Here is a 24,612-nt window from a genome sequence, read left to right as displayed (position 1 = left end):
TCGGCGGCATGCGCCAGCGCCTCGAGCCGCGGCAGGCCGAGGAAACCGCAGGTCCCCTTGATCGTGTGCACCAGCCGGAAGATGTTATCGAGGATCTTGGCGTTGTTCGGCTCCTGCTCGAACCGCACCAATTGATTGTCGACGGTATCCAGGCTCTCGCTGGTCTCCGTCAGGAACTCACGCAACAGATCGTCCATGAAACTGGCCTTCCAAGAATTGGCGCCGCGGTCACGGGGCGACCGCTGATCCTGTCAGAGCGACGGTCGGTCCCGGCCTTCACCAGCAGCGCGGATCGATACCCGGCCCTCGCCGACTCGGCTGAACAGACTTTCGTCCAAGCCATCGTTAGGTGGGGCTTTTATCCGTCCCGTTAATTTTATCGTCCGTGCTAATACGGACGTAGCACCGACCTCTCAGGCTGAGGTGAGCCCGGCCCCTTTCCGCGGCCGGAATGTCAAGGCATCGCTTCTGCCGGCGCGACTGCGCGATCCTCTCGCTCGATCAGCGCCCTGATCTCCTTCAGCGCCTTGTACAGCGCTCCTTCCGTGACATGGCGATCCACCATCTCGGCTTGGCCGGCGGCTTCCGGAATCGCCCTGCGCAACTCGTTCATACAGGCGAGATAGGACGCGCGATAACGGATCGCGTCGTTCTTCAGATACATCGTCTGGACGCAGAGGTAGAGGCGCTTGGCCGGCGTATCGGCGGTCTCGGCGGTGACGGTGTCACGCTCGCGGAGGATAGGCGCGTCGCCTTCGACGATGAAGCGGGCGCGCGTGTTCGAATTCACGATGACACTGTCGCCGATCACGATGCGCTCGAAAGGCTTCAGCTCGACCCGCAGGGGCATGGCCCAGTCTCCTCTCAGAAGGCTCCTCTCGGGAGTCTCCTCTCGGGAGCGGCGTCGTCGGCAGGCTGCACTCGCGTCGACACGACGTTGCTCTCGTGCTCGCTGTCCGGCTGATCCGGCGCCGCAGCCGAGCGGCGTCAATTTGCGAATAGTCTAGAGCCGAAAACGGCGGGGCAAGCCCCGCCGCCTCCGATATTCGTGGGTGCCGTCCGCGCCTTAGCGCAGCAGCTGCAGCACGCTCGCCTGCGACTGGTTGGCGAGCGACAGCGCGGACACCGCGATCGACTGGCGGGTCGACAGCGCCTGGCTGTTGGCCGCTTCCTCGTTGGTGTCGGCCAGCGTCAGGTTCGACGAACCGGTCTGCAGCACGTTGATCAGGTTCTTGTTGAAGTCCTGACGAACCTGCACGACCGAGAGGTTCGAACCCAGCGTGGAGGCCTCGTTGCGCAGCGTGGAGCTCGCCGAGTTGAGCACGCCGATGACCTTGTTCGCCGAGTTGTTGTCGAGGAAGTCGGTGCCCGAGGTCAGGTTCGACAGGCCGAGGCCCGCCGAGTTGAACGTGACACCAGTGATCGACAGCGTCGACTTGCCGGTTTCGTTGAAGGTCAGCTTCAGCGTGTCGCCGTTCAGCAGGTTGATGCCGTTGAACGAGGCGTCAGCCGCGGTCGTGTTGATCTGCGCCAGCACGTTGTTGTACTGGGAGACCAGGCTCGCGCGCTGCGTCTGAGCAGTCGCGTCCGCCACCGGAGCCGCCGCCGTCAGGCCGTTGAAGGACTGGCTGGAAGCAGCCGCCGTACCACCGATCGCGCCGATCGTGGCCGAAGCCGCGTCGTTGGTCGTGGTGATCGAGATCTTGCCAGTGGACGAGTCAACCGTGGCCTGCAGGTTGTTGGCTGCGAGCTTGGCGTTGAGATCGTTCAGTGACTTGACCTGTCCTGTCCCCAGGCCGAACGTGATGCTGGTCGCGGTGCCACCTCCTGTGGCGCCGACAGTCAACGTCTGTCCGGATAGGCCATCGCCGACGGCAGTCAGTCCGAGCTTGGCCAAGGTGCCGCTGCTGCCCGAGAGCGTCAATCCCGCCGCCGGCGGCGTCAGGGTGATCGCACCTGCGGTGATCGACGCGGTCACGCCGGTCTGGGTCTGGATCGCCGACAGCAGGTTGCTGACGCTGTCGCCGATGCCGATGTTCGTGCCGGTCGAGGACGTGCCGGTGACGAAGGTGAAGGTGGTGCCGTTGACGACCAGCGTCTCACCCGAGGTGATGCCGCTGGCGAGGTCGTTCGACGAGCTGCCCGACGTACCCGACAGCTTGGTCGAGCCGGTGATCGCCGCCGGAGTCGTGTTGTCGTTCTGCACGACCGAGCCGGTCACCGCCGTCGAGCTGGAGCCCAGCAGGTCGGTGGCGGTCGCGCCGGTCAGAGCCGCCGAGGTCACGCTCGACTTGGTGGAGTAGCCCACCGCGCTCTGCAGCACCTGGTTGGCGATCGACTTGGCGCTGTCGACGAGCTTCTGCAGCGAGGTGATGCCGGTGTTGGCGGCCTGCAGCACCTGCACGCCGTTGCCGATGCCGTCGAGCAGATTGGAGATGTCGGAAGCGCGGTTGTCGAGACCCTGGGCGGTGAAGAAGTTGGTCGGATTGTCGAGAGCCGAGTTGACCTTCTTGCCCGTGGAGAGGTTGTTCTGCGTGGTCGCGAGGAGCTGAGCCGTCGACTGGAGCGAGAGCAGGTTCTGGCGAACCGACGCAGAGAGTACGATACCTGACATTGTCATTCCCTTCTGGATGAACATGAGTAGACATCGCCGCACCGTTCTGTCGGCGATGGCGCAGACTGGTCCGCGGAATCCTACCCGTTCGTTAAATTGACTTCGGAACGGCCCCTAGGGGCGTCCGCTGCCGCCGTTAATGCTAATTGGCCGCTAATCAGCTCGATCAAATGCGCGCAGATCGCCGGAACTCGCGGTAAAATGGCGTGCAAACGCAGGCCTTGCGGCCGGCCCACGCCAATGCGCGGTGCGACCGTTAAGGCAGCGCTAACCAAGAGCTTGGGGAAGGGTGGCAGGTCAGGAGGGGGCGCGGTCGGCGCACGGGAGGACGATCTCGACGCTGGCGGCCGGGCCGTGCGGCTCCTTCAGCTCCAGTCGCCCATTCGAGCGCCTGACGAAGTCCTCGACCAGCCGGATCTCCGAGAATACCGCATCGGCTGGAGCCGCGTCCGCCGCGCCCGCTGACGCCGTCAACACGATCTGCACGTCGGAGGAGTTGCCGCCGGCGCCCGAGCCGTCGACCCTCATGCGCCTGGCCTGGATATCGATGCGGCCGCCATGCTCCAGTCGATGCCGCGCACCGATCGCAAGACACAGCAGTGCCGCCATCAGCTGACCCGGATCGGCGAAGACGGCCGGCACGTCCGCGCTCACCGATGTCGTCACCTCGACCCCGGTGCCCAATGTCGGACGAAGCAGGCGAGCGACGTCGACCAGGAGCTCGTTCAACTCCACCGCACATGGCTGCGGCGGCCGGCCCCTTGCGAACGACAGAAGCTGCGACGTCAATCGAGCGCCCCGGGTCGCAGCCTCGTCGATCAGACGCGCGACGGCCGCCAGTTCGGGCTTGTCCTCGACCGCCTCGGCGAGGATGTCGATGGTCCCCGTGATCACGGTGAGAATGTTGTTGAAGTCGTGCAGCAGGCCACCGGCAACCTGACCGACGATGGCCATCCCTGGATGGATGTCGGGCGTCGCTGCAGCCGGAATGTCTGCGCTCGGGCTCGGCAGCGACTGATTGGACCGCTGGTAGGTGGAAGAAGCCATGAATCCTGCAATACCTGTTTGGGGGGGGAGGACGGCGGGGCTATCGGAACGCAAATGAACGGACGCCGCTGCAATGTTCAGCTTCGTCTTGACGCTCAGCCTTGGCGCTCAGTCTCATCGCTGACCATCGATCGCGCCCCGGCTGGATGCAGCATCAGTCGGACTCCTGCTCCTGCCATGACGACAACCTCGTCACCGCCAGTCGCAGGACACCGGCCGATGCCTCCACTCGCGACGAGAGTTGCATCCGACAGAAAAAGATCCGTCAACGAATCAGCGCGCTTATTAGCGATTTTGGCTTCAAGATGTCCGCTGTCAATTGCGGCGCTTGCTACGTGGTGCCGTGCCCGGCGGAGCTGCGGCGCCCGGAGCAACGAGACATTCGCCGCAAGCGTGCTGCGCTGCCTTCACGAGCCGAGGCGGGGGCCGATGCGTGCCGACTGTATACAACCGCGCGCGGTCAGACCAGCACATCGCACACACGTTGATGGCTTGGATCCGCAACGCGCATTCGCGCCCGTCTGCACGACAACGCACACAGCAGGAGCGAATGGTCTTTACTGGGAATATTACCCGCGATTCTTCTTGTCAGCGGATGGGACGCAGTTCTATGGAACCATGAGGGCATTGAGATCTGCGAGGCTTCGTTACTGCAATGCAGGAGATGGCTTTGGACCCCAGCTTGCGTTCTCCGAACGGCTTCCTGTCGTCGCTGTCCGACGATGATTTCGAGCTGATCCGACCCTATCTGCGGACCGTGGATCTGGTGCAAGACTCCGTTCTCGCCGAGGTCGGCGAAAAGCTGACACGCATCTACTTCCCCCATCGCGGTGTCATCTCGCTGGTCGTGAACCTCGCGCGCGGAGAGCGCGTTCAGGTGGCCATGATCGGTCGCGATAGTCTCTTCGGAAGCATGTCCCTGCTCGCAGGCAGCGATCCGGTGGTGCTGAACAGCGCGGCGGTCCTCGTTCCCGGTGCTGCATCGGTCGTCGATATCGACAGGGTCCGGGCAGCCGCCGAACAGAGCCCCTCGTTTCGCGCGCTGATGTTGCGTCACGCACTCGCCATCTACGTGCAGTGTCAGCAGACCGCCGGTTGCAACGCCGCCCACACCGTCGAGTCGCGTCTCGCCCGTTGCCTGCTGCAGACGCATGACCTTTCAGGCGGCAACAAGCTCTACATCACCCAGGAGTCCCTGGCGCAGATGATCGGTGCCCGTCGCAACAGCGTCTCGCTGGTGGCGAGCACGCTGCAGCAGGCCGACTTCATCCACTATAGCCGCGGCCATATCGAGATCATCGATCTGGACGGGCTGAAGAGGACGGCGTGTGAGTGCTACGGCGCCGTGAAGGCTCACTACGAGAATCTGGTCCGGCCGCGCAGCCTGCCGTAGGCAGGCGTCGTTCCGGCCGTCGCGCGCCGGCGCCTCGCCGAACGCCCTTGCCTCCGTACAACTACGGCCCATCGCATGATCCCCATCACCGATGCGGACGGAATTAACGCGCTGTTCAACGGGCGCTGATAATTGTCGACGTGCTGACGAGCGCGAGTTCCAAGAAGCGTCGAATAATCTTCGTGCTGATATATCTCGCCCGTGTTCGGCTTTTGACCAGACGCGCGGAGTAATGACATGGCCTTTGATCTGTCGATGCCGATCCTGGTGGTCGATGACTACGCCACTATGATCCGGATCATCCGCAACCTGCTGAAGCAGCTCGGATTCGAGAACGTCGACGACGCCAGCGACGGATCGGCCGCGCTCTCCAAGATGCAGGCCAAGAAGTATGGGCTCGTGATCTCCGACTGGAACATGGAGCCGATGACCGGCTACGACCTGCTGCGCGAGGTGCGTGCCAGCCCGGAACTGTCGAAGACCCCGTTCATCATGATCACGGCCGAGTCGAAGACCGAGAACGTCATCGCCGCCAAGAAGGCCGGCGTGAGCAACTACATCGTCAAGCCGTTCAATGCTGCGACGCTCAAGACCAAGATGGAAGCCGTGTTCGGCCCGGCCGAATAGCCGAACTCCCTTTGAATGCCCTGCGCGGCGGCCGGACCGGTGTCCGGCCGCTTTCTCTTTGGCGGACGAACTCCGCGCGGTTGACGTCGGCAGGACGCATACATCGCCGCCCCCTCCCCGTAGTCGTACGGAAACCAAAATTTACGAGGGGGTCAGAGCCGGCCGATAGACGTAATCCTGCTTGCCGATGACCATGTCAGGGTGGCAACGGGACAGGGAATTCATGCGCAACGAACTCCTCGTGATCGAAGATGCCGCCGTGCATCTTTCCATCTTGCGAAAGATTGCAGCCCAGGCCGGCCTCGCCACGACGGGCGTGAGCTCGGTCGACGCCGCCTCGCTCGTCCTGCACAAGAGGGACTTCGACTGCGTCACGCCTTACCCCTCCCTGGGAGACCGCTCCGGCACCGAGGTTCTCGAGCTCGACATAGCTCCCCCCTTCTCGACGCCGATCGACCTGATGCGGTTCCGGCAAACTCTCAAGCAGATCGCGCAGGAGACCGATCGCCGGCGGCTTTCAGAGCGGCAGGCTGGTAGCAGGCGATGAGCAAAAAGAAGCGCTTTCTGGGAGCGCCTGCAGCGATCGCGCTGATCCTCATCTGCGTCATTGCCGGCAGCAACCTCTTCTTCCTCACCAACCTGCGCGAGAACGCGCTTCAGCACGCCGAGGAAGATCTCAGCCGCCATAGCCTCACGCTGGCGGAGAACGCCGACCGTTCGGTGAAATCCGTCGACCTCGTGCTCACGAGCGTGCGCGACTACCTCGTGCGCGGCGGCGCTATCGACGCTGCGACGTATCGCAATGTCGCGTCAGACCATCAGACCCACCTCCTGCTCAAGGAGAAAATCGCGGGACTGCCGCAGATCGATGCGGTGACGCTGATCGACGCACAAGGCAGGCTCCTGAACTTCTCGCGCTACTGGCCGATCCCGGACGTCAACATCGCCGACCGCGACTACTTCAAGGCGCTGAAGGCCGACCCTGCGCTGCAGACGTTCCTCAGCACACCGGTTCAGAACCGCGGCGACGGCACCTGGAACATCTATTTTGCCCGCCGGCTCGACGATTCCAATGGCAAGTTCATGGGCATGATGCTCGGCGCCATGTCCGTACCCTATCTGGAGAACTTCTTCGGCTCCACCGCGCAGGGTCTCGATGCCGCGGTATCGCTGGTCCGCGAGGACGGTACGCTGCTCGCGCATTTTCCGCCCACGAGCGAGATCGGCAAGCCGACCTCCGGCTTCGGTCAGCGCGCGCTGTCGGCCGGCGGCGTGCTGCGCGAGCCCTCCGCACGAACCGGCGAGATGCGCCTGCGGGCCGCAAAGATGCTGCCCAACTATCCCGCGATGATCGTGGTGTCGGTATTCGAGCACGACGTCCTGAAGGCCTGGCGTGACATGGCGACGCTTCTGGTCATCGTGTCGCTGGTGAGCGCGATGGCCGTGCTCGCGGCCGCGGTCCTGATCTCCCGCTGGTGGGAACGCCACGAGCACCTGATCGAGGCCGCCGAGGCCGCGAACGCGGCGAAGTCCACCTTCGTCGCCATGATGAGCCACGAGATCCGCACGCCGATGAACGCGGTGCTCGGCCTCGCCACGACGCTGCTGGAAACCAATCTCGATCCCGAGCAGCGCCGCTCGGTGGTGGCGATCCACAATGCCGGCGACAATCTGCTCGAGATCCTCAACGACATTCTCGACTTCTCCAAGCTCGAATCCGGCCAGCTCTCGCTCGAGGACATCGCCTTCTCCGCCGAGGCCCTGGTCCACAACACGCTCAGCATCATCGGGCCGCGGGCTTCCGCCAAGGACCTGAAGCTGAGGAGCGTCGGCGACCCATCCGTGCCGCCGGCGCTGGTCGGCGACGCCGGCCGCATTCGCCAGATCCTGCTCAACCTGGTTTCCAACGCGGTCAAGTTCACCTCGTCCGGCGAAGTGGTCGTCACGACGCGCTGCATCGAGCAGGATGACGAGAAGGCGACCGTGGAATGGACGGTGACCGATACCGGAATCGGCATTGCCGCCGACAAGATCGGCTCGCTGTTCGCGAACTTCGTCCAGGCCGACAATTCGATCAGCCGCCGGTTCGGCGGCTCCGGACTCGGACTCGCGATCTGCAAGCGACTGATCGAGCAGATGGGGGGTGACATCAAGGTCACCTCGACGCTGGGCAGCGGGTCCACGTTCTCGTTCCGCCTGACGCTGCCGATTGCCGAGACCGTCGCGGTGCCAGAGCAGAACGACGACGGCATCTACGCCTCGCTGCAGAACCGGATCGCGGCGTTCGGCCGGCCGCTGCGCGTCCTCGTGGTCGACGACAATCCGACCAACCGCCTGGTCGCGACCAAGATGCTCAAGGATTTCGACATCCAGACCGACACGGCCTGCGACGGCGCCGAGGCCGTCACCGCCGCCAGCCGCTTCAACTACGACCTGATCCTGATGGACGTCCGCATGCCGGAGATGGACGGCTTCCAGGCGACCCGGACCATTCGCGCGCGAGGCGAGCGCCGCTCCAACGTGCCGATCATCGCCTTCACGGCGAACGCCTTCATGGAGGATATCCGAGCCTGCCGGGAAGCCGGGATGAACGACTTCGTCGTCAAGCCGGCCCGCAAGAAAGCGCTCGTGGAGGCGATCCTGCGCGTGCTGCCCCTGCCCGTTCCGGTGCCGGTGCCGGAAACCGCGGCGTCGGACGCCCCGCTGGTGCCGGCTCAGCCGGATGCCGCGGCCGCCGACGTTGCCGCCGACACCGAAATTGCTCCCGAAGCGGCGCTGGACCGCGAAGCCTATGCCGAGCTGGTCGGCGAGATCGGCGACGAGGCAGCACAGGAGATCCGCGACGTGTTCTTCAGCGAAACGGATGCGCGGCTGAAGCAGCTCCGCCGGCTGACGCTCGACGGCGAGCGCATCAAGATCGGCCGCGAGGCGCACTCGCTGAAGAGCGCAGCCGGCACCTTCGGGTACCGCCGGCTCGCAACCTACGCACTCGCGCTCGAGAAGAGCGCGCCGCGCCTGTCCGCCAGGGAGTATGCCGAGCTGCTCGACAACATCGAGGCCGCCTACGCCGCCGCCCGCGCCCAGGAGCTGCAATATTGAAGCGGGGAGGCCGCAGGCCTCCATGGCGCATGCCGATCGGCGCGACGTCCCCGTACGGCGCACCGCGGCGACGAGGACGGGCTCGGACGATCGAGATGGCAAACGAGACGTTCACGACGCGGATTCGCCGAATCCTGATCTTCATATTCCCTTACAATGGGTTGACGCCGTACTTCTACGGCTCACGATTTTCACAATCAACTAATCATGAGCTGCCAGACTTGGGGTCACATAGGAGATGTGTCCCATGTTTACTTTTGAAACCGCCGACCAGAAGGAAGTCAGGCGTTTCCGAATTGCGCAGTTCAACGGCCGGACCGCGACCGTGAAATCCGGCGGATCCACGATCACCGGCCACGTCCGTTCAGTCATGGAAAAGGAAGCGAGCGTCCCGCCGCGCTGGACCATTACGATTGTGCCGACGCCGCCCAAAGCCCAAGCGCCGCTGCGACCGACCTCCCGGGTTCGCCCCTTCGCCGAGGATTATTTCTGACAGCACGGACGTCCGCGTCCGCAATCAGCGCGTTCGACCGAGCCGGTCGGACGCCAATTGTCGTTGTCTGCGTTGCGGGGGCACCGCGGGGTGGAAGGCGCGAGCGCGGCATTCGCGCTCGTCCGTCATCATCCGATCTGGTTGAGGAGTGCTGCGCGGACGAGTTCGGCGGTGTTGCGCGCGCCGACCTTGCGCATGGCTTCGGCGCGATGGCTCTCGAAGGTGCGGGGGCTGATGCCCATGCGCAAGGCGCCCTCCTTGTTCGAATGGCCTTCGCTGATCAGCTTGAGGACCTCGTGTTCGCGCGGGGTCAGCGACTTGCTGGCCCGGCCGGGCGGTCGCGCGGACGCCGCGCCCTGCTCGTGAGCCGGCACCGCCCGCGACAACGGTCCGAACTGCCCGTGCGCGCCGGACATCTGGTTGACCAGGGCGCAGACCCGCTCGGTCTGTAGCAGCGCATTGTCGACGACCACCTGGACATGCCGGCGCTCGCCGGGCGTCCTGGCAATCTCGTCACTGCGCTGCTTGATCTCCTCCATGTAGAGCATCAGCGCGGTCAGCGAACCGTTCAGTTGACGAGCCAAGGCGAGCGTGCCCCGGTCGTCCTGCTGTCCCACCGCAAGCGGGGCCGGGGCGCGCAACCGGGGCGCCGGGAGGCCCGGGTCGTTAACCTCCAGGCCGCCGGGAGCAGGTGCGACGTGATCGTCGGATAGGCTGTTGTTCAGCTGTGCCATGCCTCATTCTGGCGCCACAGCGACTTTAACATGGTTAATTCTGCCGCCCGTAGCAATACGGGCTTCTCCGGCAACTCGCGCAACCGTCGATACTTTCTCCCGAAAGTTGCAAGCCGAAATAGTTAAGCCGGTGCGCGATGCCGGGCTTCGGAAGACCGTCCCCGGCGTGCGCGGCGGCGCCTGTCCAAGACGCCGCGCATTCCTACGATTGTTTACTGACATTAATTTCGCACCAACTGTTTCGTGCTTCCATGCGTTCCGTGCCCGTCCGTAGAGACGAGCGACCTTGACATGTAGCTGACAGCCTGACGCCAATGGGACCGGTCGACCGGATCTGGGAATTCCTGCAGCGGTTGTCACCGCTGACACGAAGCTGTCTGCTCAGCGAGCTCGAACGGCTGGAGCTGAGCGGCGTCGACATGCCGGGATCCGCCGACCTCCAGGCGCGGCTGCGCGCCGAGATCCGCAACAACAACGGCGCCGGCGGCCACCGCACCATCAATCCGTCGCGCTACTTCTTCATGCCGGTCGAGCAGCTTCTCATCGACGGATCGCCGGAGCATGCCAATGAGGGCCGCATTGCCCGCGGCTCCCTCACGCCGATCTGGGAATGGATCTCGCGCGATCTGCTGCCGACCATGGCGCGCGACTACAACGCACAGATGAAGGACCTCATCGCCGCGGACAAGCAGCGCGAGATCCGCCAGACGGCGAGCGCGTTCCAGACCAAGGTGACGAAGTCGCTGGAAGGCACGCTGGCGCGCGCCGAAGGCATCGAGCAGGTCCGCAGCAAGCTGAAGGCCTATACGGCATCGCCGTCGGTGTTCGACGACGTCGTGAAGCTGATGAAGGCGCTGCGCGCCCGTGAGGAACTTGCAAAGTTCGCCGATTCGTTGCCGGACCGGATCGCGGAGTTCGACGATCCGCAGGTGAAGAAGATGGTGCTGCTGCTCGATGCGCTGCGCAAGAAGCAGCCGGAAGCCGTGCCCTTTGCGTTGACGCTCGTCGCCAAGCGTCTGAAGGAGCCGTGGCAGGTGATGCGGCTGGCGACGAAGGCGGCACGTTCGAAGAACATCGCCGACGTCATCGCGGCACCCTACGCGATGACCGTGCCGATGGTGCTCGACCAGCTGGAGGACAAGCGGCTCGCGCTCCGGATCGCGCTGAAGAACAACCGCGTCGTGACCGCCAAGGAAATCCTGACCAGCATCTATGACATCGAATATGCGATCCAGGTCCGCATCGATCGCATCGAGGACTCGGACTGGGGGACGCGCCTGAACGCCATCATGGCCAATACCGACAAGATGGTACAGGCCGAGGTCAAGCGCTTCCCCGAAGAGGTCGGACACGTGCTCGGCTCGAACAGGCTGCGCAGCCATCGCACGTTCGGCGGCCGCCTCACCTATTTCGCCTGGAAGGGCCGCGATGCGATCAAGACGGTGCTGCGGTCGGCAACCGGTTGACAGCCGCGCGTTCGAAGCGGCCCCTGGACCGATCCTCAGCCCTGCGCCATACGCTCCCGCGCCGACTTGAAGCCCGCCACGAAGCGCGCCAGCGTGTCCGAGGTCTTGCCGCGCGGCAGCATCACTTCGATCAGCGAGAACCGTCCCCGACGATGCACCGCGCGCTCCAGCGCGGCGACCAGTTCGCCGCGGGTGGCGACGCGCTCGCCCGTGCCGCCGATGGAATTGGCGATGTCGGCATAGTGCCAGTCGTCGAGATCGTTGAACCGCGACTCCGGCTGGAACACGCGCAGCATCTCCCAGCTGCAATTGTTGAACAGCACGACGATCGGATCGAGGCCGTAGCGGCGGCAATTGCCGAGCTCCCATCCGGTCATCTGGAACGCGCCGTCGCCGACCAGGATCAGCGGACGAAGCCCGGTCGCGGCCACGCCGATGCCGGCCGGCACGCCGAAGCCCATCCCGGCGTAGTAGCCCGGCGCTGCCAGCGCCGTGTTGTCGATCTCCATCGCCGTGAACAGGCAGTCGCCGATATCGGAGGTCATCGGCATCCGGCCATGGCGATCGAACATGTCGTTGATCGCGGTCGCGATGTCCGAAGGCGCGATCGGCGCGCCATCGGCAGCCAGGCCACGCGGATACGCCGAGCGCTGCCGCGGCAGACCGGGAGCCGCAGCCTGCGGTGCCGCGCGCTCGTCCAGCGCATCGATCAGATCGCCGAGCGGCATGTCGCGATAGGTGTGATGGCCGATCTGGACCTCGCGGCTGGCGGCCAGGATCATGCGGCGCGGGTCCGGCGCCCGGTTCGACAGCGCGAAATTGGTGTCCGAGAGGATGACGCCGAGCATAAGCACAAGATCGGCATTCTCGACCAGCTCCGTGATCGCCGGATTGCCCGCGGCGCCGAGATAGGTGCCGGCGACGACATCGTCGGCCCTGTCGAGCAGGCCGCGACCCATGAAGGTCGTCACGAGCGGCAGGCGGAGCTTGCGCGCCAGCGCGGCGATCCTGTCCTCGACGCCGTAGCGGCGGATTTCGATGTCGACGACGATCACGGGACGCTCTGCCTGCGCGATGCGGGCGAGGATCTCCTCGACGCACTCGTCGAGCGCCTCGCGGCTGGCCCGCCGTGGCGGCAGCGGCGCCACCGGCTCGACCTCGGCATCGACCATGTCGCGCGGAAATTCGAGATACACCGGCAGCGACATCTCCTTGGCGCTGCGCAGCACGCGCGCGATCTGCGCCGGCGCCGTGGCCGGATCGCTCAGCACCGCCTGATCGCAGGTGATCTCCTTGAACACCGCGAGCTGCGTGTCGACGGTGCGGGCCTGATGATGCAGCAGGAAGCCGGAGACGCGCTCACGCGCACCGGGCGCGCCCGCGATCACCACGACCGGCGAGCGTTCGGCATAGGCGCCGGCGACCGCGTTCACGACGTTGAAGGCGCCGGCGCCATAGGTGACGACGGCGACGCCGAGGCCGCCATGATAGCGCGCCGCCGCATCCGCCGCGAAGCCGACCGCCGGCTCATGGCTCAGCGTGACGCTCGGCAGGATGTTGCTCTCCTCGATGACCTTGAACAGCGGCAGCACGAAGTCGCCGGGAATGCCGAAGATCTCGCGGGCGCCGTGGTCCTTCAGGGCGGCAAGCAGCGCATGGGCAAGAGCAGGCATCCGGATCCCCTGAGCGTAGCGTGACGTTCAGCCGGTGCTACACGATGAGGGCCGGACTGCCAACCACCGGCCGCTCGGTCGGCGAGCCATGCCCTCCGGATCGCCCCGTCCAAACTTCATGAGGGAGCGCCAAGGCCCAAGCTCACCCGCGCCGCATCAGTTCGCCGTCAGCAGCAGGGCCTGGGCGGAGGGTGCGCCGCCATGCGGCATGGCAAGCGTAACCGTGAACAGGATGGCGACTGTCATGATCATGCAGAGCTTCATCATGACCGTCCTGCGATCGGTGATCGGCAGGAACAGGAAGAACAGCAGCATCGCCGCCAGCGCGAGTTCGAAAACGTAAGACATGGATGACCTCCTCCGTTGCCAGGAGGATGGCGCATGCCGGAAGCCCAGACTGTGCGTGCCGTCACATCGGTCCCATGGTCCACGCGAGCCAGTATCCCGGCCTCCGCAGCGGGACCGCGCAAACCAATCGATTGCCACCTCTCAGCCGTCGAACAGCGCGGCCTCGGTAAAGGCGAGATCGCCGAGACGCGGCGGATGCGGCCCTTTGGCGTATTTGCGTCCGCGCTTGTCCGAGTACCAGCCGGCCAGCCCTGCGATGGGCGCATTGGCATCGAGCCGCACCAGCAGGCCGCCGCGCCGCAGCAGCAGCCAGCCGATGTTGCCTGCCAGCCGCACGAGGTCGGCGACATCCCGGCAATACAGCAGGCGATACACCGGCAGCGCATTCATCACCCGGTGCTTCTGAAACACGAACGGATACGCCGCATCGGCCGCACGCGCGACGAGACTGAGACATCCCCACTCCGCATGCTGCCGCAACAGCTCGGCCTCGTCGGGAGACAGCCCGTGCAGATTGTCCGCGGAGAATTCATCGACACGGACATCCGGGCGCGGTCGTGACAGCGCCAGCGCGGCATAGACCTGTCCCTTGCAGTAGACCAAAAAGCCCTGAGCCTCGACCTGCGGCCAGGTGTGCGGGGCCGGCGTGATGTTGAAATAGGTCACCGTCTTGTCGCGCGTCGCCGCGCGCACCAGCATCGAGCTGAAGGCACGGAACGCCGGCTCGACATACCAGCTCGAGACATTGGCCCTGACGATCGGCTCACCGCCGATGCGAAGCGCGGAGAACAGCAGCAGGATGACGCCGACGGGGACCCCGCCATGGTCGAGACAATAGCCGAACGCCGGATAGCCGGCCGGCCGCGGGCGCGCCGCGTGGCGTTCGAGTCCGCGCAACCAATAGGCCTCACTGCGAAAGGCGAAGCCGCGCGTCAGCAGTGCGGCGACCGCCGGCAGATCCGCCGCGCCGATCTCCCGGATGCGAACGCCGGTCACGGCCCGCGCGGGCGCCGGCCTGTCGTTTGCAATCTCAGCTTTTTTGATTGGCTGCATTCCAGCATCACCCGAGAGAGGTCCAGCACACCGTCGCGTGGCGGGATCGTCATGGCGGCAATTATCGTAAAAGGCTTTGGCGGCAGTGAACCACGTCTTGCTGGCCTTACTTTTCAGTTAATGGAATGCGCGAGCCATACCCGTCACGCTTCGATCAGCGTCGACATGATCGTCGCGAACGGCGCTGCCGCTCACGGCCGCGGGATGCGAAACATGTAGGTTTCATCGGCATTGAGACCGTCGACGAAGAAGCGGCCGGGCTTCGCCTCGATCCGGCGCCGCAAGCCATCCCAGCCCCAGACCTCAAGGCTGCGCGTCCATGTCGGCAGGTCGAGCTCGACCGCGCGCCCCGGCTGGTCGGTCCAGCCGGCAATGTTCTGCCACACGATCAGATCGGCGTCGGCTCCGCGCAGCGTGTACAGCGCCAGCCGCCGGTCGATGGACACGATCTTCATGTGGCCGGCGAGCTGCAGCACCGTCTTCACCACGAGGCTGCGCGCCTCCGGGGTCCAGGGATCCTTGCCCGTCGCCATCGCATAGGCCAGGCCGTCGACATCGGGCGTGTCGCCAAGATTCCACGGAAACGCCAGCACGGATACCGGCGAGCGGCCGTCCTTGCCGACCACCGCGAGCTGGTCCCAGATCGCATTGAGAAACAATCTCGCCGCGTCCGGCTCGCTGTCCCACGCGCCGGCGCGCGCGACGTTGAACTCGGTGGCGTAGAAGTTGATGTCGCGGCTCAGCCCCATCGCCCGCTTGATGCGGTCGAAGCAGGTCTGCACCGAGAACTCGCGGCCGTGGGTCATCGGATACCATTTGTCATTGTAGTAGGTATGCAGGTCGATGCCGTCGAGATGGCCGTCCTCAAGCAGATCGGCGATCGCCGGACCGTAGCCGCGCAACGTCGCATCGCCATGCGAGTTGCAGGTGGCGAAGCCTCCGGGAACCACCCGCAGCTTGGGGTCGACGCTGTGAACACCGTCGGCAAGTCCGGCCAGCGCGTCGTGATAGTCCTGGCGCGGAATCGTGGCCTGCACATCGGGCTCGTTGATTGCGGTGAAGACCGTAGCACCCCAATCGGGAATACCGTTTTCGCGGCCCCAAGCGCCACCGGGACGGAAACGTCTTGCCATCGCCTGCCCAGCCGCGAACCAGTCCTGATAGGACCCGATCGGCTGCGGTGGATCGAGGCTCTGATAGCTGCCTTCATACTCCAGCAGGATCAGCGGCATGATACCGTTCTTGTGCGCTTCCAGCATGGCGGCATCGAAATCGTGCGGTGTCGGCAGCCGCGCCAGCGTCCGCCACCCATAGGAGTCCATTCGCCCCATCCTGGCACCAACGCCGTGCAGCGCCTGATAGATCTGCTTGCTCCTGCCGGCCAGATGCGTGACCAGATTGCCGCCGCCGATGCGCTCGTCGATCCGCAGTGCCGAGGCGTTCGTTTCGCCGGCGCGGACAGCGCTCGGCCATGGCGACGTGAAAAACGTTAAAAGGGCTGTGCTAATGACCAGCAGATTGGAACGAAGTCGCAATGTCTGATCCCTTAGATGTCCGTCATGACGTTTGAGATCGTCCAGGTCGTTCAAGAGATAAGCAATGCCGGCGGCGTGGAAACCGTCGCTATCGAGCTGGCGCGCGTTTTCGGCCGGAATGGTTTATCGAACGTCGTGCTCGCAAGCACCGTCGCGGACAATCTCGAACACACGATCAGAGTCGAGCGCGTCGCGCCGTGGCTGGCGCGGATTCCGACGCGCGGACTGTTCCGGCACATCGGCCGCGCCATTGTCGTGCCGCTGTTCACCCTGGCCGCGACACGGGCGCTGGCGCGGCACCCCGACGCCGTCGTCGTCAGCCACGGCGACAGTCTCAAGGGCGACGTGCTGATCGTGCATGCGGTCAATGCGCAGAGCCTGGCCGAGAAGCGCGCCGCCGGCAGCTGGCGCTGGATGCTCAACCCGATGCATCTGTGGGTCGCGCTACGCGATCGGTTCATGATCGGAGGCCTGCGGTATCGGGCGTTCGTGGCGGTGTCTTCCCGCGTCACCGCGGAGCTGCAGCGCTTCTTCCGCGTGCCGGCCGCCCGCATCCACGTCATCTCCAACGGCATTGATCTCGCGCGCTTCAAGCGCGACACCGCCAGCGGCCAGGCGATCCGGCGTGAGTTCGGCATCCCGGACAACGCGCGCCTGCTGCTATTCGCCGGCCACGAATTCAACCGCAAGGGACTGGCGCATGCGATCGGCGCGCTCGATCGGCTCGGCGACGACGTCTGGCTGCTGGTCGTCGGCTCGGACAATCCCGCGCCCTACCGCAGGCTGACGCGCAACGCCCAGCAACGACTGATCTTCGCCGGCTCACGCTCGGACATGCCCGCGCTGTACTCGGCGGCCGACGCCTTCGTGCTTCCCACGAGCTATGAGACCTTCTCGCTGGTCTGCATGGAGGCCATGGCCTGCGGAGTGCCAGTGTTCGCAACGCCGGTCGGTGGCATCGAGGATTATCTGCACGACGGCGTCAACGGCTTCCGCATCACGGCCGATGCCGTCGATATCGCGGCCAAGCTCGCTTCCGTCTTCGCCGATCCCGCGCTGATGCGCCGGCTGCAGGACGGCGCCCGGGCGACCGCGCAGACCTATGGCTGGGACCAGATCGGACTGCAATACATCGAACTGCTCAAGCAGATCGATGCCGCCAAGCGACAGCCTGGCCACGCAGCGATGGCGCTGCCGGTGAAGGCCTAGCTAATTCGTCTGCAGCCGCTGTGGGCGGGCGAGGCCGGATGCGGCTCTCGACTGATGCGCCGCACGGCATGCCGTTTCAATCGCCGCCGCGACCGCTTCATAGGTGAAGCGCCGGAGCACGTTCGCGCGGGCCGCCCCACTGCGAACGGCGAGCTCCGCCCGCCGGCCGCTGAGCTCATCGATGAGCCGACACAGGCTGCCGGGGTCCCGCTCCGGCACGATCCAGCCGCCGTCGCCGACGACATCCGGAATCGCTCCGCAGGTCGATCCGATCACCGGGATGGCACAGGCCTGGGCCTCGATGATCACCCGGCCGAACTGCTCGCGCACCGCGTCCGTGGTGCGCGTCAGCAGCAGCAATGCGTCGAGGCCGCGCAGAAAAGCTGCGACCGCAGCGGGTGCAGCCCAGCCCTGGATGGTGACGCGCCCGACCAAGCCAAGTTCGGCGACGCGCCGGCGGAGATGCGGCTCGTGCGGACCTTCGCCCATGATGCTCAGCGTCGCCGCCGACTTGCTGCGCGCGAGCGCTTCGAGCGCATCGTCGAGTCCCTTCTCGACCACCAGCCGGCCGACATAGCCGAGCCGCAGCGGCGAGCCGGCCGTCGCATTCGATCGATCATCCGCCGGCATGAAGGTCGCGAGATCGACGCCATAGCCGATCGGCGTCACCGGACCCGTATAGCCACACGCCCTCACGACCTCAGCCGCATCGGGACTGCGTGACAGGATGTGGGCGGTGCGGCCGAGGACGAACTTGCGGATCGCCTCGAATGGTGGCGGCAGCCGTTTCAGGATGTTCTGGTCGACCTCGAGCACGAGCGCCGCACGGCCACGCAGCATCTGCGCCTGCAGCGCGACGATGCTCCAGGGCTCCTCCCAAAGGTGAATCACGTCGGGATCGAGCTCGCGCAAAAGGCGGCGCAGCGCCGGATAGAAGTGCAGGTACCATTTCATCGGACCCGCATCGGGGAGCCGGATCGGGAGGCGATGGATGGGAAACCCTTCGTTGGAGTGAGCCGCGGTGATGGTGCGGCCGAATTCCTTCCACACTTCGGGCACCACGAGATGCAGCTCGACGTCGGGCCGGGACGCGAGATGGCGGTAGCGCAGCCGGCCGGCCTCGCTGCTGGTGGCCGGATGCGCAATCGAGACGATCCGCAAGCGTCCCCTGCTAGACACGGCCCATCACCTTCGCTGCAGTCCCGCTGAAGCCCGTGAGATGCAGCTCCATCGCCGCCAGCGTCCGATGCGCGCCATTCATGGTGTTGCGCGGAATCGAGAACGCATCCTGCCCGGCTTTGACGAGGCCCTTGCGGGTGGTGGCAGCACTGGCAAATCCGGCCTGCCGCGCCAGCGCAAAGTCCCGCGGTCCGCAATCGGCGGCGCGCCCGTAGGGAAACGCGAAGTGCCGGACGTCGATGCCGAGCCGCTCGTTCAATCGCAGCCGCGCGCCGGCCAGCTCGCGCAGGGCGTCTTCGGAAGACAGCGTCGAGATGCGCGCATGCGAGACGGTGTGAGCTCCGATCTCGACCAGGGGGTCGGCTGCCAGCGCCTCGAGCATGTCCCAGGAGATCGCATGTTTCCAATGCATCACCTCGATGTCGATGGCGTTGGCGGCACAGAACGCGGCGTAACGATCCGCGGCCTGCTGGCCATCCCAGCGCGAGGCGACCTGCGCGAACACCGCGCGGCGCTGCTCGTCGCTCGACAGCGCGATCCTCTCATCGTCGACCGTGACATGGCCCCTGTGCCGCAGCGCATCCTCCAGGCCAGCGGCCCACAGCGGCAAGGTGCCGTCGGGAATCCCGGTCGTCACGAACAGCGTCACCGGCACCTTGTGCCTGCGGAACACCGGCACCAGCAGCTCGCACGTATCGCGGTAGCAGTCGTCGATCGAGAAGTTGACGTAGCGGCCGGACGGCTCGGCGCTTGCCGTCCGGCGCAGCGCCTCACTGATCGTCACGACATCCCAACCCTGGTCGAGGACATAGCTGAGGAAGCGATCGAGAAAGTCGACATCGACGTAGAAGTCGCGATTGGGCAGACGCTCCCACTGCTCTGCCGGCGCGGTGCGATGGAACGTCAAACAGCAGCCGCGCGGGCCGAGCACACGATCGACGGCCTTGGCGACAGGAAGGACGAAGGCACCGGATGCCATCATCGCCTTGGCGGCAGCGAGGGCCAGCAGGGTCAACTCAGCTCTCCCTTCATCTTGAACGTACGACGAACATGACGGAGCGCCGTGCCCACCACGGCCGGCAGCAGGATGCCGATCGCGAGGGCCAGGCAGAGCAGATACGCCAATCCGCCGGCGAACAGGCGCGGCAGCAGGCCTGGCACGGAAGTCTGAATCATCAGGCCGAGCACGACCATCAATGCGGTCGGCAGCAGGGCCAGGCCGATCACGAGCAGGAGCTTTCGCGCATCGCCGAGCACGAACACCACGCCCGACAGCAGCACGAGGCTACGGATCGCTTCGCCAACGCCGAGCAGCTGCATGCCGGCCGCCGGGGACGGATCGAACAGCGGCATCAGCAGGTTGAAGCCCATGTTGGCGAGATAGGCCGAGACGATGATGACCGCAGCGACGCCGTTGCGCCCCGCGCCATTGAGCAGACGGATCAGGATCCAGCCGAGGGTCGCAGCCCAGACGCCGCAGGCGATGCCCTTGAGCGCATGCGAGGTCAGCAGCAGGGCCTCGTCGCCGAACGCGCCGCGGAAATAGATCAGACGGACGATGTCGGTCGAGAAGACCAGCAGGAACGCCGAGGCCGGCAAGGTCAGCGCGAGCAGCGGCCGCAGCAGCGCCTCGGTCTGCGCGCGCGGATCGCGCGGGGCGTGCTGCGACAGCACCGCCATGCCGAGCGGCTGGCTGATCAGCAGCAGCGCGCTCTCGGTCAGCGAGCGCGCGTAGTCCAGCGACGCGACGGCGCCGGTCGTCAGCCGCGATGCCGTGAAGCGCTCGATCCAGACGTTGCCCTGCTCGGCCAGCGGCAGCGCCAGCAGGACCCGCAGCCGGCGGAAGAATTCGAACCCCTTCTCGATCACCATGCCGACGGTCAGGCCGGAGACGCTCAGCGCGCCGTCGCGCCAGAGCGTCAACAGGCCCCAGGCGGCGAGGCCATTGAAAGCAACGGTGAAGGCGCAGGCGAGCATGTAGGCGTCGCCGGTCAGAACCAGCAGGCCGATGCCGCCGATCACCGCGACGTTGAGCAGGCTGGCACGGACATTGGTCAACCGCGTGCGGCCAAGCGCGATCTCGCCGGCGGCAAGCACGTTGAGCACCGCCGAGGCCGGCATGCCGAACGCCATCATCCGCACGAAGTGCAAGGTGAGCTCGCGCCCCTCCGCCGAGAAGCCGCCGACGACGGCGTTCACCCAGAGCTCACCGAGCAGCAGGATGATCGCGGTCACCAGGCTCGAGACGACGGCAATGACGATCGTCAGCGCACCGAGGCTGCGCGCGGCATCAGGCCGCTGCAGCGCCTCGCGATGCATCGGGATCATGATCGCCGGCACGCTCTCGTTCTGCAGGAACGCGAGCGGGATGAGCACGGCCGCCATGGCGGCGCGGAAGCCGTCGGCGACGAGCGAGGCGCCCAGCACATGCGCCATCAGCACCTCGCGACCGAAGCCGAGCATCTTGCTGGCCAGCGCACCGCTGATCAGCAGCGCACTGAAGCGCTTGAGCGAAGGACCGGAGGCGCTCATGCGACCCCCTCCGATACGGCCTGCGGCCCTATCCACCGCGCAGGGACTTGTCCGTCCTCGAGCAGTTTCGGCCACGGCAGCACTGGCGCGAGAATGGCGAGGGTCGGGCCGAGCGAATCGCAGTCTGCGACGAGATCGACCGTACACCGCTCGGAGGACGGGGCAGATGCAACGATCGTGCTCACACCGCCGCTCCCGCGCCGACATTGCGGATCAGAAGCCCGATCGAGTCCAGCATGCGTGCAAGACTGTAGTGGGTGCGCGCGCGGCGCGACGCGTAGTCGAGCTGTGGCGCGAGGATCTCGGGTTCAGCCAGCACCGCGTCCAAAGCCTCGGACAGCGCACGCGCATCACCTGGCGGCACGAGCAGACCGGCCCGGCCATGTTCGAGGATGTCCGGCGCAGCGCCGGCGTCAGTGGCAATCACCGGCACGCCGGCGAGCATCGCTTCGACCAGGGTGCGGCCGAACGGCTCGGGATCGATCGACGGATGCACCATCGCGTCCATCGCCTGCATCAGCAGCGGCACGTCGCTGCGATGTCCCAGGAAATGAACGCGGTCGCCGAGGCCGAGATCGGCAACGAGCCGTCTCAGCTCAGCCGCGTAGTCCTGCTCGCCGAACAATGCGTCGCCAACGATGACACCGTGCACGTCCGGCAATTCGGCCAGCGCCTCGATCAGAACATGCTGCCCCTTCCACCGCGCGAGCCGGCTGAACACGCCCACCAGCGGTCCCGACGGCAGGCCGAGCCGCTGCCTCAGCTCCTGGCGCGACGCCGGCACGGGTTCGACGGCGAGACCATTGGGCACGACCTCGACGAGAGAGCGTCGACCTCCGGCCGCGATGAAGGCGGCTGCGGCGGCTTCGGAGGGGACGACGACCTTCGCCGCAAAGCGGTTGGCGAGAAAGATCTGCATGCGACGCTGCAGCACGCCGAAATGAGCCGGGCTGATGATGTCGTGCAGATGCCAGATCAATGGCCGCCGTGCCGCGATGTTGGCGATGGCCGACAGGACAAAGGCCTTCTGCGAATTGGCATAGAGGACGTCATGCTTGCGTGCGACATGCGCGAGCTCCGCGGTGATCGCCGCGAGTCTGCCGAACAGCGGCAGCGCCTTGAGCCACGAACTGTCGCGTCTGAACTGCCCCAGGCCGCGGCCCCAGCGCGACGTGATGACCGGCATGCGACGCTCAGCCAGCGCCTTGCCGAGCGGGCCCGGCTCGAACAGGAACACCGCGGAATCCCTGCGGCCCTGGACGACATCGAGCAGGATCAGCTCGGCGCCGCCGATCTGCCCGGTATGATCGACGAACAGGACACGCTCGGTCGACATCACCCGGCTCCGGCGTAGGCTGCCACGGGCGCGGTCTGGACCACAGGCGCGCTGCGGTGCTCGACGTCGGTCATGGTGACGACGATGCCGACATCGCGGGCTCCGAGCGCCCTGCTCCTGTTCACCGTCGCGACCGCCGGCTCGATCAACGACCGGTCGCTGCGAACGCAGACGATCGCCCAGTCCGTACCGGCAAGGAAGTCGTTCCGTTGCGACGGCAATGGTGTGTCGACGATCACGGCATCATAGCCATCGAGACCAGCGAGGAGACCGTCGAGGCTGATCGCGTCGAGAATGTCGCCGACCGGACCGGTCGCCTCACCAACCGGCAGCACGTCGAGCGACGGATGCGCGGTGGGCAGAACCATGTCCCGGAGCGGCGTCCCGCGCTCCAGCGCGCCGACCCATCCGGGGTTTGCCGGCAGCGCCATGATCTCGGCAAAGGCGGGATGCGAGACGTCGCACTCGACGACCAGCACGCGCCGGCCTGCGGCCGCGAGGTGCTCTGCCAGCGCACAGGTCGTGGTCGTCTTGCCATCTGCTGCATCAGGAGAGGTCACGACGATGCGCTGCGATCGGGCGGACCGCTTCAAACCGAGTTCGTGGACGAGCTCATGCAGCGTGTGCTGAAAATCAGCGTCCTCGGAGGCGAGGCGCAAGACGCGCGGGATCGCCAGCGGTTGATGGCCCTGCAGGATGGCGCCGAGCGCCGACATCTCACGCAGACTCTTCAGGCGCGGCAGGCAAGCCAGGATCGAAACGTCGGCGACGCTCGGGAGATGAGACCCTCGTTCGGGCGCTGCCGGTGGCTTCGCCGCCTCCGGTGCGGTCACACGCTCGGCCAATTCAGGGACGATGGCGGGAGCCTCGTCGACAGCGGGCGTCTCGACCTGCCCGGCCGGCGCTTCCGGAGCGACGGGCACGGGCGGGCTGATCAGGCGCGCGCCGAGCTTATCGGCGAGCAGCGCAGCGCCGATACCGAAGATCAACGCTAGCGTCATGCCGGCGGCGAGGAAGGGGATCTTCTTCGGGAAGAACGGCTTGCTCGGCAGCTCAGCGAGGCTGACGAGACGCGTGCTGCCGCGCAGGACGCGCCGTTCGGTCTCGAGCTCGCTCGCTTTCTTGTAGAGCTCGGCATATTGCTGGCGCTTGATCTCGGTGTCGCGCACCATGCTCTCGATGGAGGCCTCGTCCAGCGTGGCCGAGCCGGCCTCCGCCTTCGCCGCGTCCATCTGCTTCTTCAGCGAGGCCACCAGCGCGGTGTTGGCATCGTACGTCTTCTGCGCGCTCGCCGCGATGCTCTGCATCTCTGCGACCAGCCGCTGCTGGATGATCGCCTGCTCGCGCGTCAGCGCCAGGATCGAGGGATGCTTCGGCCCGAGCACGCCGGTCGCGCTGGCGAGCTGCGCGCTCACGGTCGTCAGTTGCTGCTTGAGATCGGCGATGGTGCGGCTCTGCAGCACCGACGGAGCGTCGGTCGGCCCGCGCTCCTGCTCCGACTTGATCTCCTGCAGCCGCGCCGCGGCGTCGGCGCGCGCGGCCTCCGCCTGCGACAGCTGCTGGCCGATGCTGGTCAGCCGCTCCGAGGAGATCGGCGCATTGGCGCCACGCATCAGACCCTTGGTGCGGCGGAACTTCTGGATCTTGTCGTCGGCCTGACGCAGTTGCTGGTCGAGCTGCTTCAATTCCTTCCAGAGCCAGGAGCTCGCGACCTCGCGGCTGTTGGCGCCTTCGGTGCGCTGGTCCTCGAGAAAGGTCTGCGTCAACGCGTTGGCGAGCGTCTTCGCAACCTCGGGACTGCTCGACTGATAGGAGATGTTGATGACGCGCGAGCGGCCGGCCGAGGCGATGCTGAAGCGGCTGTCGACATGATCGATGAACGCGCCCGGATCGGTCTTCAGGCGCTGGCACGCATCGGCCGAACCCATGAGACGGCCGCGCTCGCATTCGCCGACCACGGCGTCGACCACGCCGGGCGACGACATGATTTGACGCAGCAGGCGCGGCGAGCGGATCACCAGGAGCTGGCTTTCCATGTCGGCGGGATCGCCGATCTTCTGCGCCCACGCCGCCGAGGTGTTGGCACCCGGCTCCTGCTCGGCGATGATCACCGAAGCGGTGGCGAGATAGCGCACCGGCAGCAGCACGAGTGCGGCCACGGCGAGCGCGAGGACGGCGCCGGCCACGATGGCGAACACGCCGCGGCGGCGCCAGATCCGGGCGACGACGTCAATGCCGGACAAGGCCTCGCCAAGAGCCGCCTGCCTCATGATC

Annotated in this window: 21 protein-coding genes; 7 read left to right on the top strand and 14 right to left on the bottom strand. The window is 66.0% G+C overall.

What is annotated here, in order from left to right; all coding sequences use genetic code 11:
- The 4 genes from ACQR1F_RS27025 to ACQR1F_RS27010 all read right to left on the bottom strand — a co-directional run.
- On the bottom strand, nt 1-197 hold a 197-nt coding region (locus ACQR1F_RS27025), incomplete at its 3' end, for an Hpt domain-containing protein (protein WP_434863719.1).
- A gap of 257 nt (nt 198-454) precedes the next feature.
- Nucleotides 455-850 (bottom strand): flagellar biosynthesis repressor FlbT, encoded by a 396-nt coding sequence (flbT, locus tag ACQR1F_RS27020; protein ID WP_315716969.1) that lies wholly within the window; start codon nt 848-850, stop codon nt 455-457.
- Between the two features lie 216 nt (nt 851-1,066).
- On the bottom strand, nt 1,067-2,614 hold the full coding sequence (locus tag ACQR1F_RS27015; protein ID WP_434914171.1) for a flagellin: 1,548 nt from the start codon (nt 2,612-2,614) through the stop codon (nt 1,067-1,069).
- 297 nt (nt 2,615-2,911) lie between these two features.
- Nucleotides 2,912-3,661, bottom strand: coding sequence for a histidine kinase dimerization/phospho-acceptor domain-containing protein (locus ACQR1F_RS27010; protein ID WP_316180410.1), 750 nt, complete (start codon nt 3,659-3,661; stop codon nt 2,912-2,914).
- Nucleotides 3,662-4,331: 670 nt separating this feature from the next.
- Here ACQR1F_RS27010 and ACQR1F_RS27005 point away from each other — a divergent pair.
- The 5 genes from ACQR1F_RS27005 to ACQR1F_RS26985 all read left to right on the top strand — a co-directional run bounded on the left by ACQR1F_RS27005 (nt 4,332) and on the right by ACQR1F_RS26985 (nt 9,273).
- The gene (locus ACQR1F_RS27005) at nt 4,332-5,054 is read left to right on the top strand and encodes a Crp/Fnr family transcriptional regulator (RefSeq protein WP_315800638.1); all 723 of its coding nucleotides are present in this window, start codon (nt 4,332-4,334) and stop codon (nt 5,052-5,054) included.
- Nucleotides 5,055-5,291: 237 nt separating this feature from the next.
- Nucleotides 5,292-5,681 (top strand): response regulator, encoded by a 390-nt coding sequence (locus ACQR1F_RS27000; protein WP_008968243.1) that lies wholly within the window; start codon nt 5,292-5,294, stop codon nt 5,679-5,681.
- Nucleotides 5,682-5,904: 223 nt separating this feature from the next.
- Nucleotides 5,905-6,228 (top strand): response regulator, encoded by a 324-nt coding sequence (locus tag ACQR1F_RS26995; RefSeq protein WP_316180408.1) that lies wholly within the window; start codon nt 5,905-5,907, stop codon nt 6,226-6,228.
- Nucleotides 6,225-8,780 carry a hybrid sensor histidine kinase/response regulator gene (locus tag ACQR1F_RS26990; RefSeq protein WP_316180407.1) on the top strand — a complete coding sequence of 852 codons (2,556 nt, stop codon included), beginning with the start codon at nt 6,225-6,227 and terminating at the stop codon, nt 8,778-8,780. Before ACQR1F_RS26995 ends, ACQR1F_RS26990 begins: the two co-directional genes overlap by 4 nt.
- Nucleotides 8,781-9,027: 247 nt before the next feature.
- The gene (locus ACQR1F_RS26985) at nt 9,028-9,273 is read left to right on the top strand and encodes a hypothetical protein (RefSeq protein ID WP_006614403.1); all 246 of its coding nucleotides are present in this window, start codon (nt 9,028-9,030) and stop codon (nt 9,271-9,273) included.
- 128 nt (nt 9,274-9,401) lie between these two features.
- On the opposite strand, the gene ACQR1F_RS26980 is transcribed toward ACQR1F_RS26985, so the two are convergent.
- Nucleotides 9,402-10,007, bottom strand: coding sequence for a helix-turn-helix transcriptional regulator (locus ACQR1F_RS26980; protein ID WP_315800640.1), 606 nt, complete (start codon nt 10,005-10,007; stop codon nt 9,402-9,404).
- Nucleotides 10,008-10,321: 314 nt separating this feature from the next.
- Between ACQR1F_RS26980 and ACQR1F_RS26975 the strand changes: the two genes are divergently transcribed.
- On the top strand, nt 10,322-11,473 hold the full coding sequence (locus ACQR1F_RS26975) for a hypothetical protein (RefSeq protein ID WP_315800641.1): 1,152 nt from the start codon (nt 10,322-10,324) through the stop codon (nt 11,471-11,473).
- Nucleotides 11,474-11,508: 35 nt separating this feature from the next.
- Here the strand turns inward: ACQR1F_RS26975 and ipdC are convergent, their stop codons facing one another.
- The 4 genes from ipdC to ACQR1F_RS26955 all read right to left on the bottom strand — a co-directional run bounded on the left by ipdC (nt 11,509) and on the right by ACQR1F_RS26955 (nt 15,959).
- On the bottom strand, nt 11,509-13,146 hold the full coding sequence (gene ipdC / locus ACQR1F_RS26970) for an indolepyruvate/phenylpyruvate decarboxylase (RefSeq protein ID WP_434838884.1): 1,638 nt from the start codon (nt 13,144-13,146) through the stop codon (nt 11,509-11,511).
- 156 nt (nt 13,147-13,302) lie between these two features.
- Nucleotides 13,303-13,494, bottom strand: coding sequence for a hypothetical protein (locus ACQR1F_RS26965; RefSeq protein WP_315800643.1), 192 nt, complete (start codon nt 13,492-13,494; stop codon nt 13,303-13,305).
- A gap of 141 nt (nt 13,495-13,635) precedes the next feature.
- The gene (locus ACQR1F_RS26960; protein WP_434838883.1) at nt 13,636-14,547 is read right to left on the bottom strand and encodes an acyl-CoA acyltransferase; all 912 of its coding nucleotides are present in this window, start codon (nt 14,545-14,547) and stop codon (nt 13,636-13,638) included.
- A 191-nt stretch (nt 14,548-14,738) separates the two neighbouring features.
- The gene (locus ACQR1F_RS26955; RefSeq protein ID WP_434838900.1) at nt 14,739-15,959 is read right to left on the bottom strand and encodes a hypothetical protein; all 1,221 of its coding nucleotides are present in this window, start codon (nt 15,957-15,959) and stop codon (nt 14,739-14,741) included.
- 147 nt (nt 15,960-16,106) lie between these two features.
- Between ACQR1F_RS26955 and ACQR1F_RS26950 the strand changes: the two genes are divergently transcribed.
- A complete protein-coding gene (locus tag ACQR1F_RS26950) occupies nt 16,107-17,291 on the top strand; it encodes a glycosyltransferase family 4 protein (protein ID WP_434838882.1) in 1,185 nt (394 codons plus the stop codon).
- On the opposite strand, the gene ACQR1F_RS26945 is transcribed toward ACQR1F_RS26950, so the two are convergent.
- The 5 genes from ACQR1F_RS26945 to ACQR1F_RS26925 all read right to left on the bottom strand — a co-directional run bounded on the left by ACQR1F_RS26945 (nt 17,292) and on the right by ACQR1F_RS26925 (nt 24,608).
- A complete protein-coding gene (locus tag ACQR1F_RS26945) occupies nt 17,292-18,470 on the bottom strand; it encodes a glycosyltransferase (protein ID WP_434838881.1) in 1,179 nt (392 codons plus the stop codon).
- Nucleotides 18,463-19,485 (bottom strand): polysaccharide deacetylase family protein, encoded by a 1,023-nt coding sequence (locus tag ACQR1F_RS26940; RefSeq protein ID WP_434838880.1) that lies wholly within the window; start codon nt 19,483-19,485, stop codon nt 18,463-18,465. Before ACQR1F_RS26940 ends, ACQR1F_RS26945 begins: the two co-directional genes overlap by 8 nt.
- On the bottom strand, nt 19,482-21,002 hold the full coding sequence (locus ACQR1F_RS26935; protein WP_434838879.1) for a lipid II flippase MurJ: 1,521 nt from the start codon (nt 21,000-21,002) through the stop codon (nt 19,482-19,484). Before ACQR1F_RS26935 ends, ACQR1F_RS26940 begins: the two co-directional genes overlap by 4 nt.
- Before the next feature lie 181 nt (nt 21,003-21,183).
- On the bottom strand, nt 21,184-22,341 hold the full coding sequence (locus ACQR1F_RS26930; protein ID WP_434838878.1) for a glycosyltransferase: 1,158 nt from the start codon (nt 22,339-22,341) through the stop codon (nt 21,184-21,186).
- Nucleotides 22,338-24,608: an exopolysaccharide transport family protein gene (locus ACQR1F_RS26925; protein ID WP_434914170.1), complete on the bottom strand. Its 2,271-nt coding sequence runs from the start codon at nt 24,606-24,608 to the stop codon at nt 22,338-22,340. Before ACQR1F_RS26925 ends, ACQR1F_RS26930 begins: the two co-directional genes overlap by 4 nt.
- Nucleotides 24,609-24,612 lie beyond the last annotated feature (4 nt).

Source organism: Bradyrhizobium sp. HKCCYLS3013, assembly GCF_051167615.1.
Lineage (GTDB): Bacteria > Pseudomonadota > Alphaproteobacteria > Rhizobiales > Xanthobacteraceae > Bradyrhizobium.
The sequence above is the reverse complement of the archived record's forward strand: the minus strand, read 5'-3'. Positions and strand labels throughout refer to the sequence as shown.

Bases quoted from the DNA above. Each gene is read 5' to 3' on its own strand.
- flbT (WP_315716969.1), bottom strand. From the start codon at position 850: ATGCCCCTGCGGGTCGAGCTGAAGCCTTTCGAGCGCATCGTGATCGGC.
- ACQR1F_RS27015 (WP_434914171.1), bottom strand. From the start codon at position 2,614: ATGTCAGGTATCGTACTCTCTGCGTCGGTTCGCCAGAACCTGCTCTCG.
- ACQR1F_RS27010 (WP_316180410.1), bottom strand. From the start codon at position 3,661: ATGGCTTCTTCCACCTACCAGCGGTCCAATCAGTCGCTGCCGAGCCCG.
- ACQR1F_RS27000 (WP_008968243.1), top strand. From the start codon at position 5,292: ATGGCCTTTGATCTGTCGATGCCGATCCTGGTGGTCGATGACTACGCC.
- ACQR1F_RS26995 (WP_316180408.1), top strand. From the start codon at position 5,905: ATGCGCAACGAACTCCTCGTGATCGAAGATGCCGCCGTGCATCTTTCC.
- ACQR1F_RS26990 (WP_316180407.1), top strand. From the start codon at position 6,225: ATGAGCAAAAAGAAGCGCTTTCTGGGAGCGCCTGCAGCGATCGCGCTG.
- ACQR1F_RS26985 (WP_006614403.1), top strand. From the start codon at position 9,028: ATGTTTACTTTTGAAACCGCCGACCAGAAGGAAGTCAGGCGTTTCCGA.
- ACQR1F_RS26980 (WP_315800640.1), bottom strand. From the start codon at position 10,007: ATGGCACAGCTGAACAACAGCCTATCCGACGATCACGTCGCACCTGCT.
- ACQR1F_RS26975 (WP_315800641.1), top strand. From the start codon at position 10,322: ATGGGACCGGTCGACCGGATCTGGGAATTCCTGCAGCGGTTGTCACCG.
- ipdC (WP_434838884.1), bottom strand. From the start codon at position 13,146: ATGCCTGCTCTTGCCCATGCGCTGCTTGCCGCCCTGAAGGACCACGGC.
- ACQR1F_RS26965 (WP_315800643.1), bottom strand. From the start codon at position 13,494: ATGTCTTACGTTTTCGAACTCGCGCTGGCGGCGATGCTGCTGTTCTTC.
- ACQR1F_RS26960 (WP_434838883.1), bottom strand. From the start codon at position 14,547: ATGCAGCCAATCAAAAAAGCTGAGATTGCAAACGACAGGCCGGCGCCC.
- ACQR1F_RS26950 (WP_434838882.1), top strand. From the start codon at position 16,107: ATGACGTTTGAGATCGTCCAGGTCGTTCAAGAGATAAGCAATGCCGGC.
- ACQR1F_RS26935 (WP_434838879.1), bottom strand. From the start codon at position 21,002: ATGAGCGCCTCCGGTCCTTCGCTCAAGCGCTTCAGTGCGCTGCTGATC.
- ACQR1F_RS26925 (WP_434914170.1), bottom strand. From the start codon at position 24,608: ATGAGGCAGGCGGCTCTTGGCGAGGCCTTGTCCGGCATTGACGTCGTC.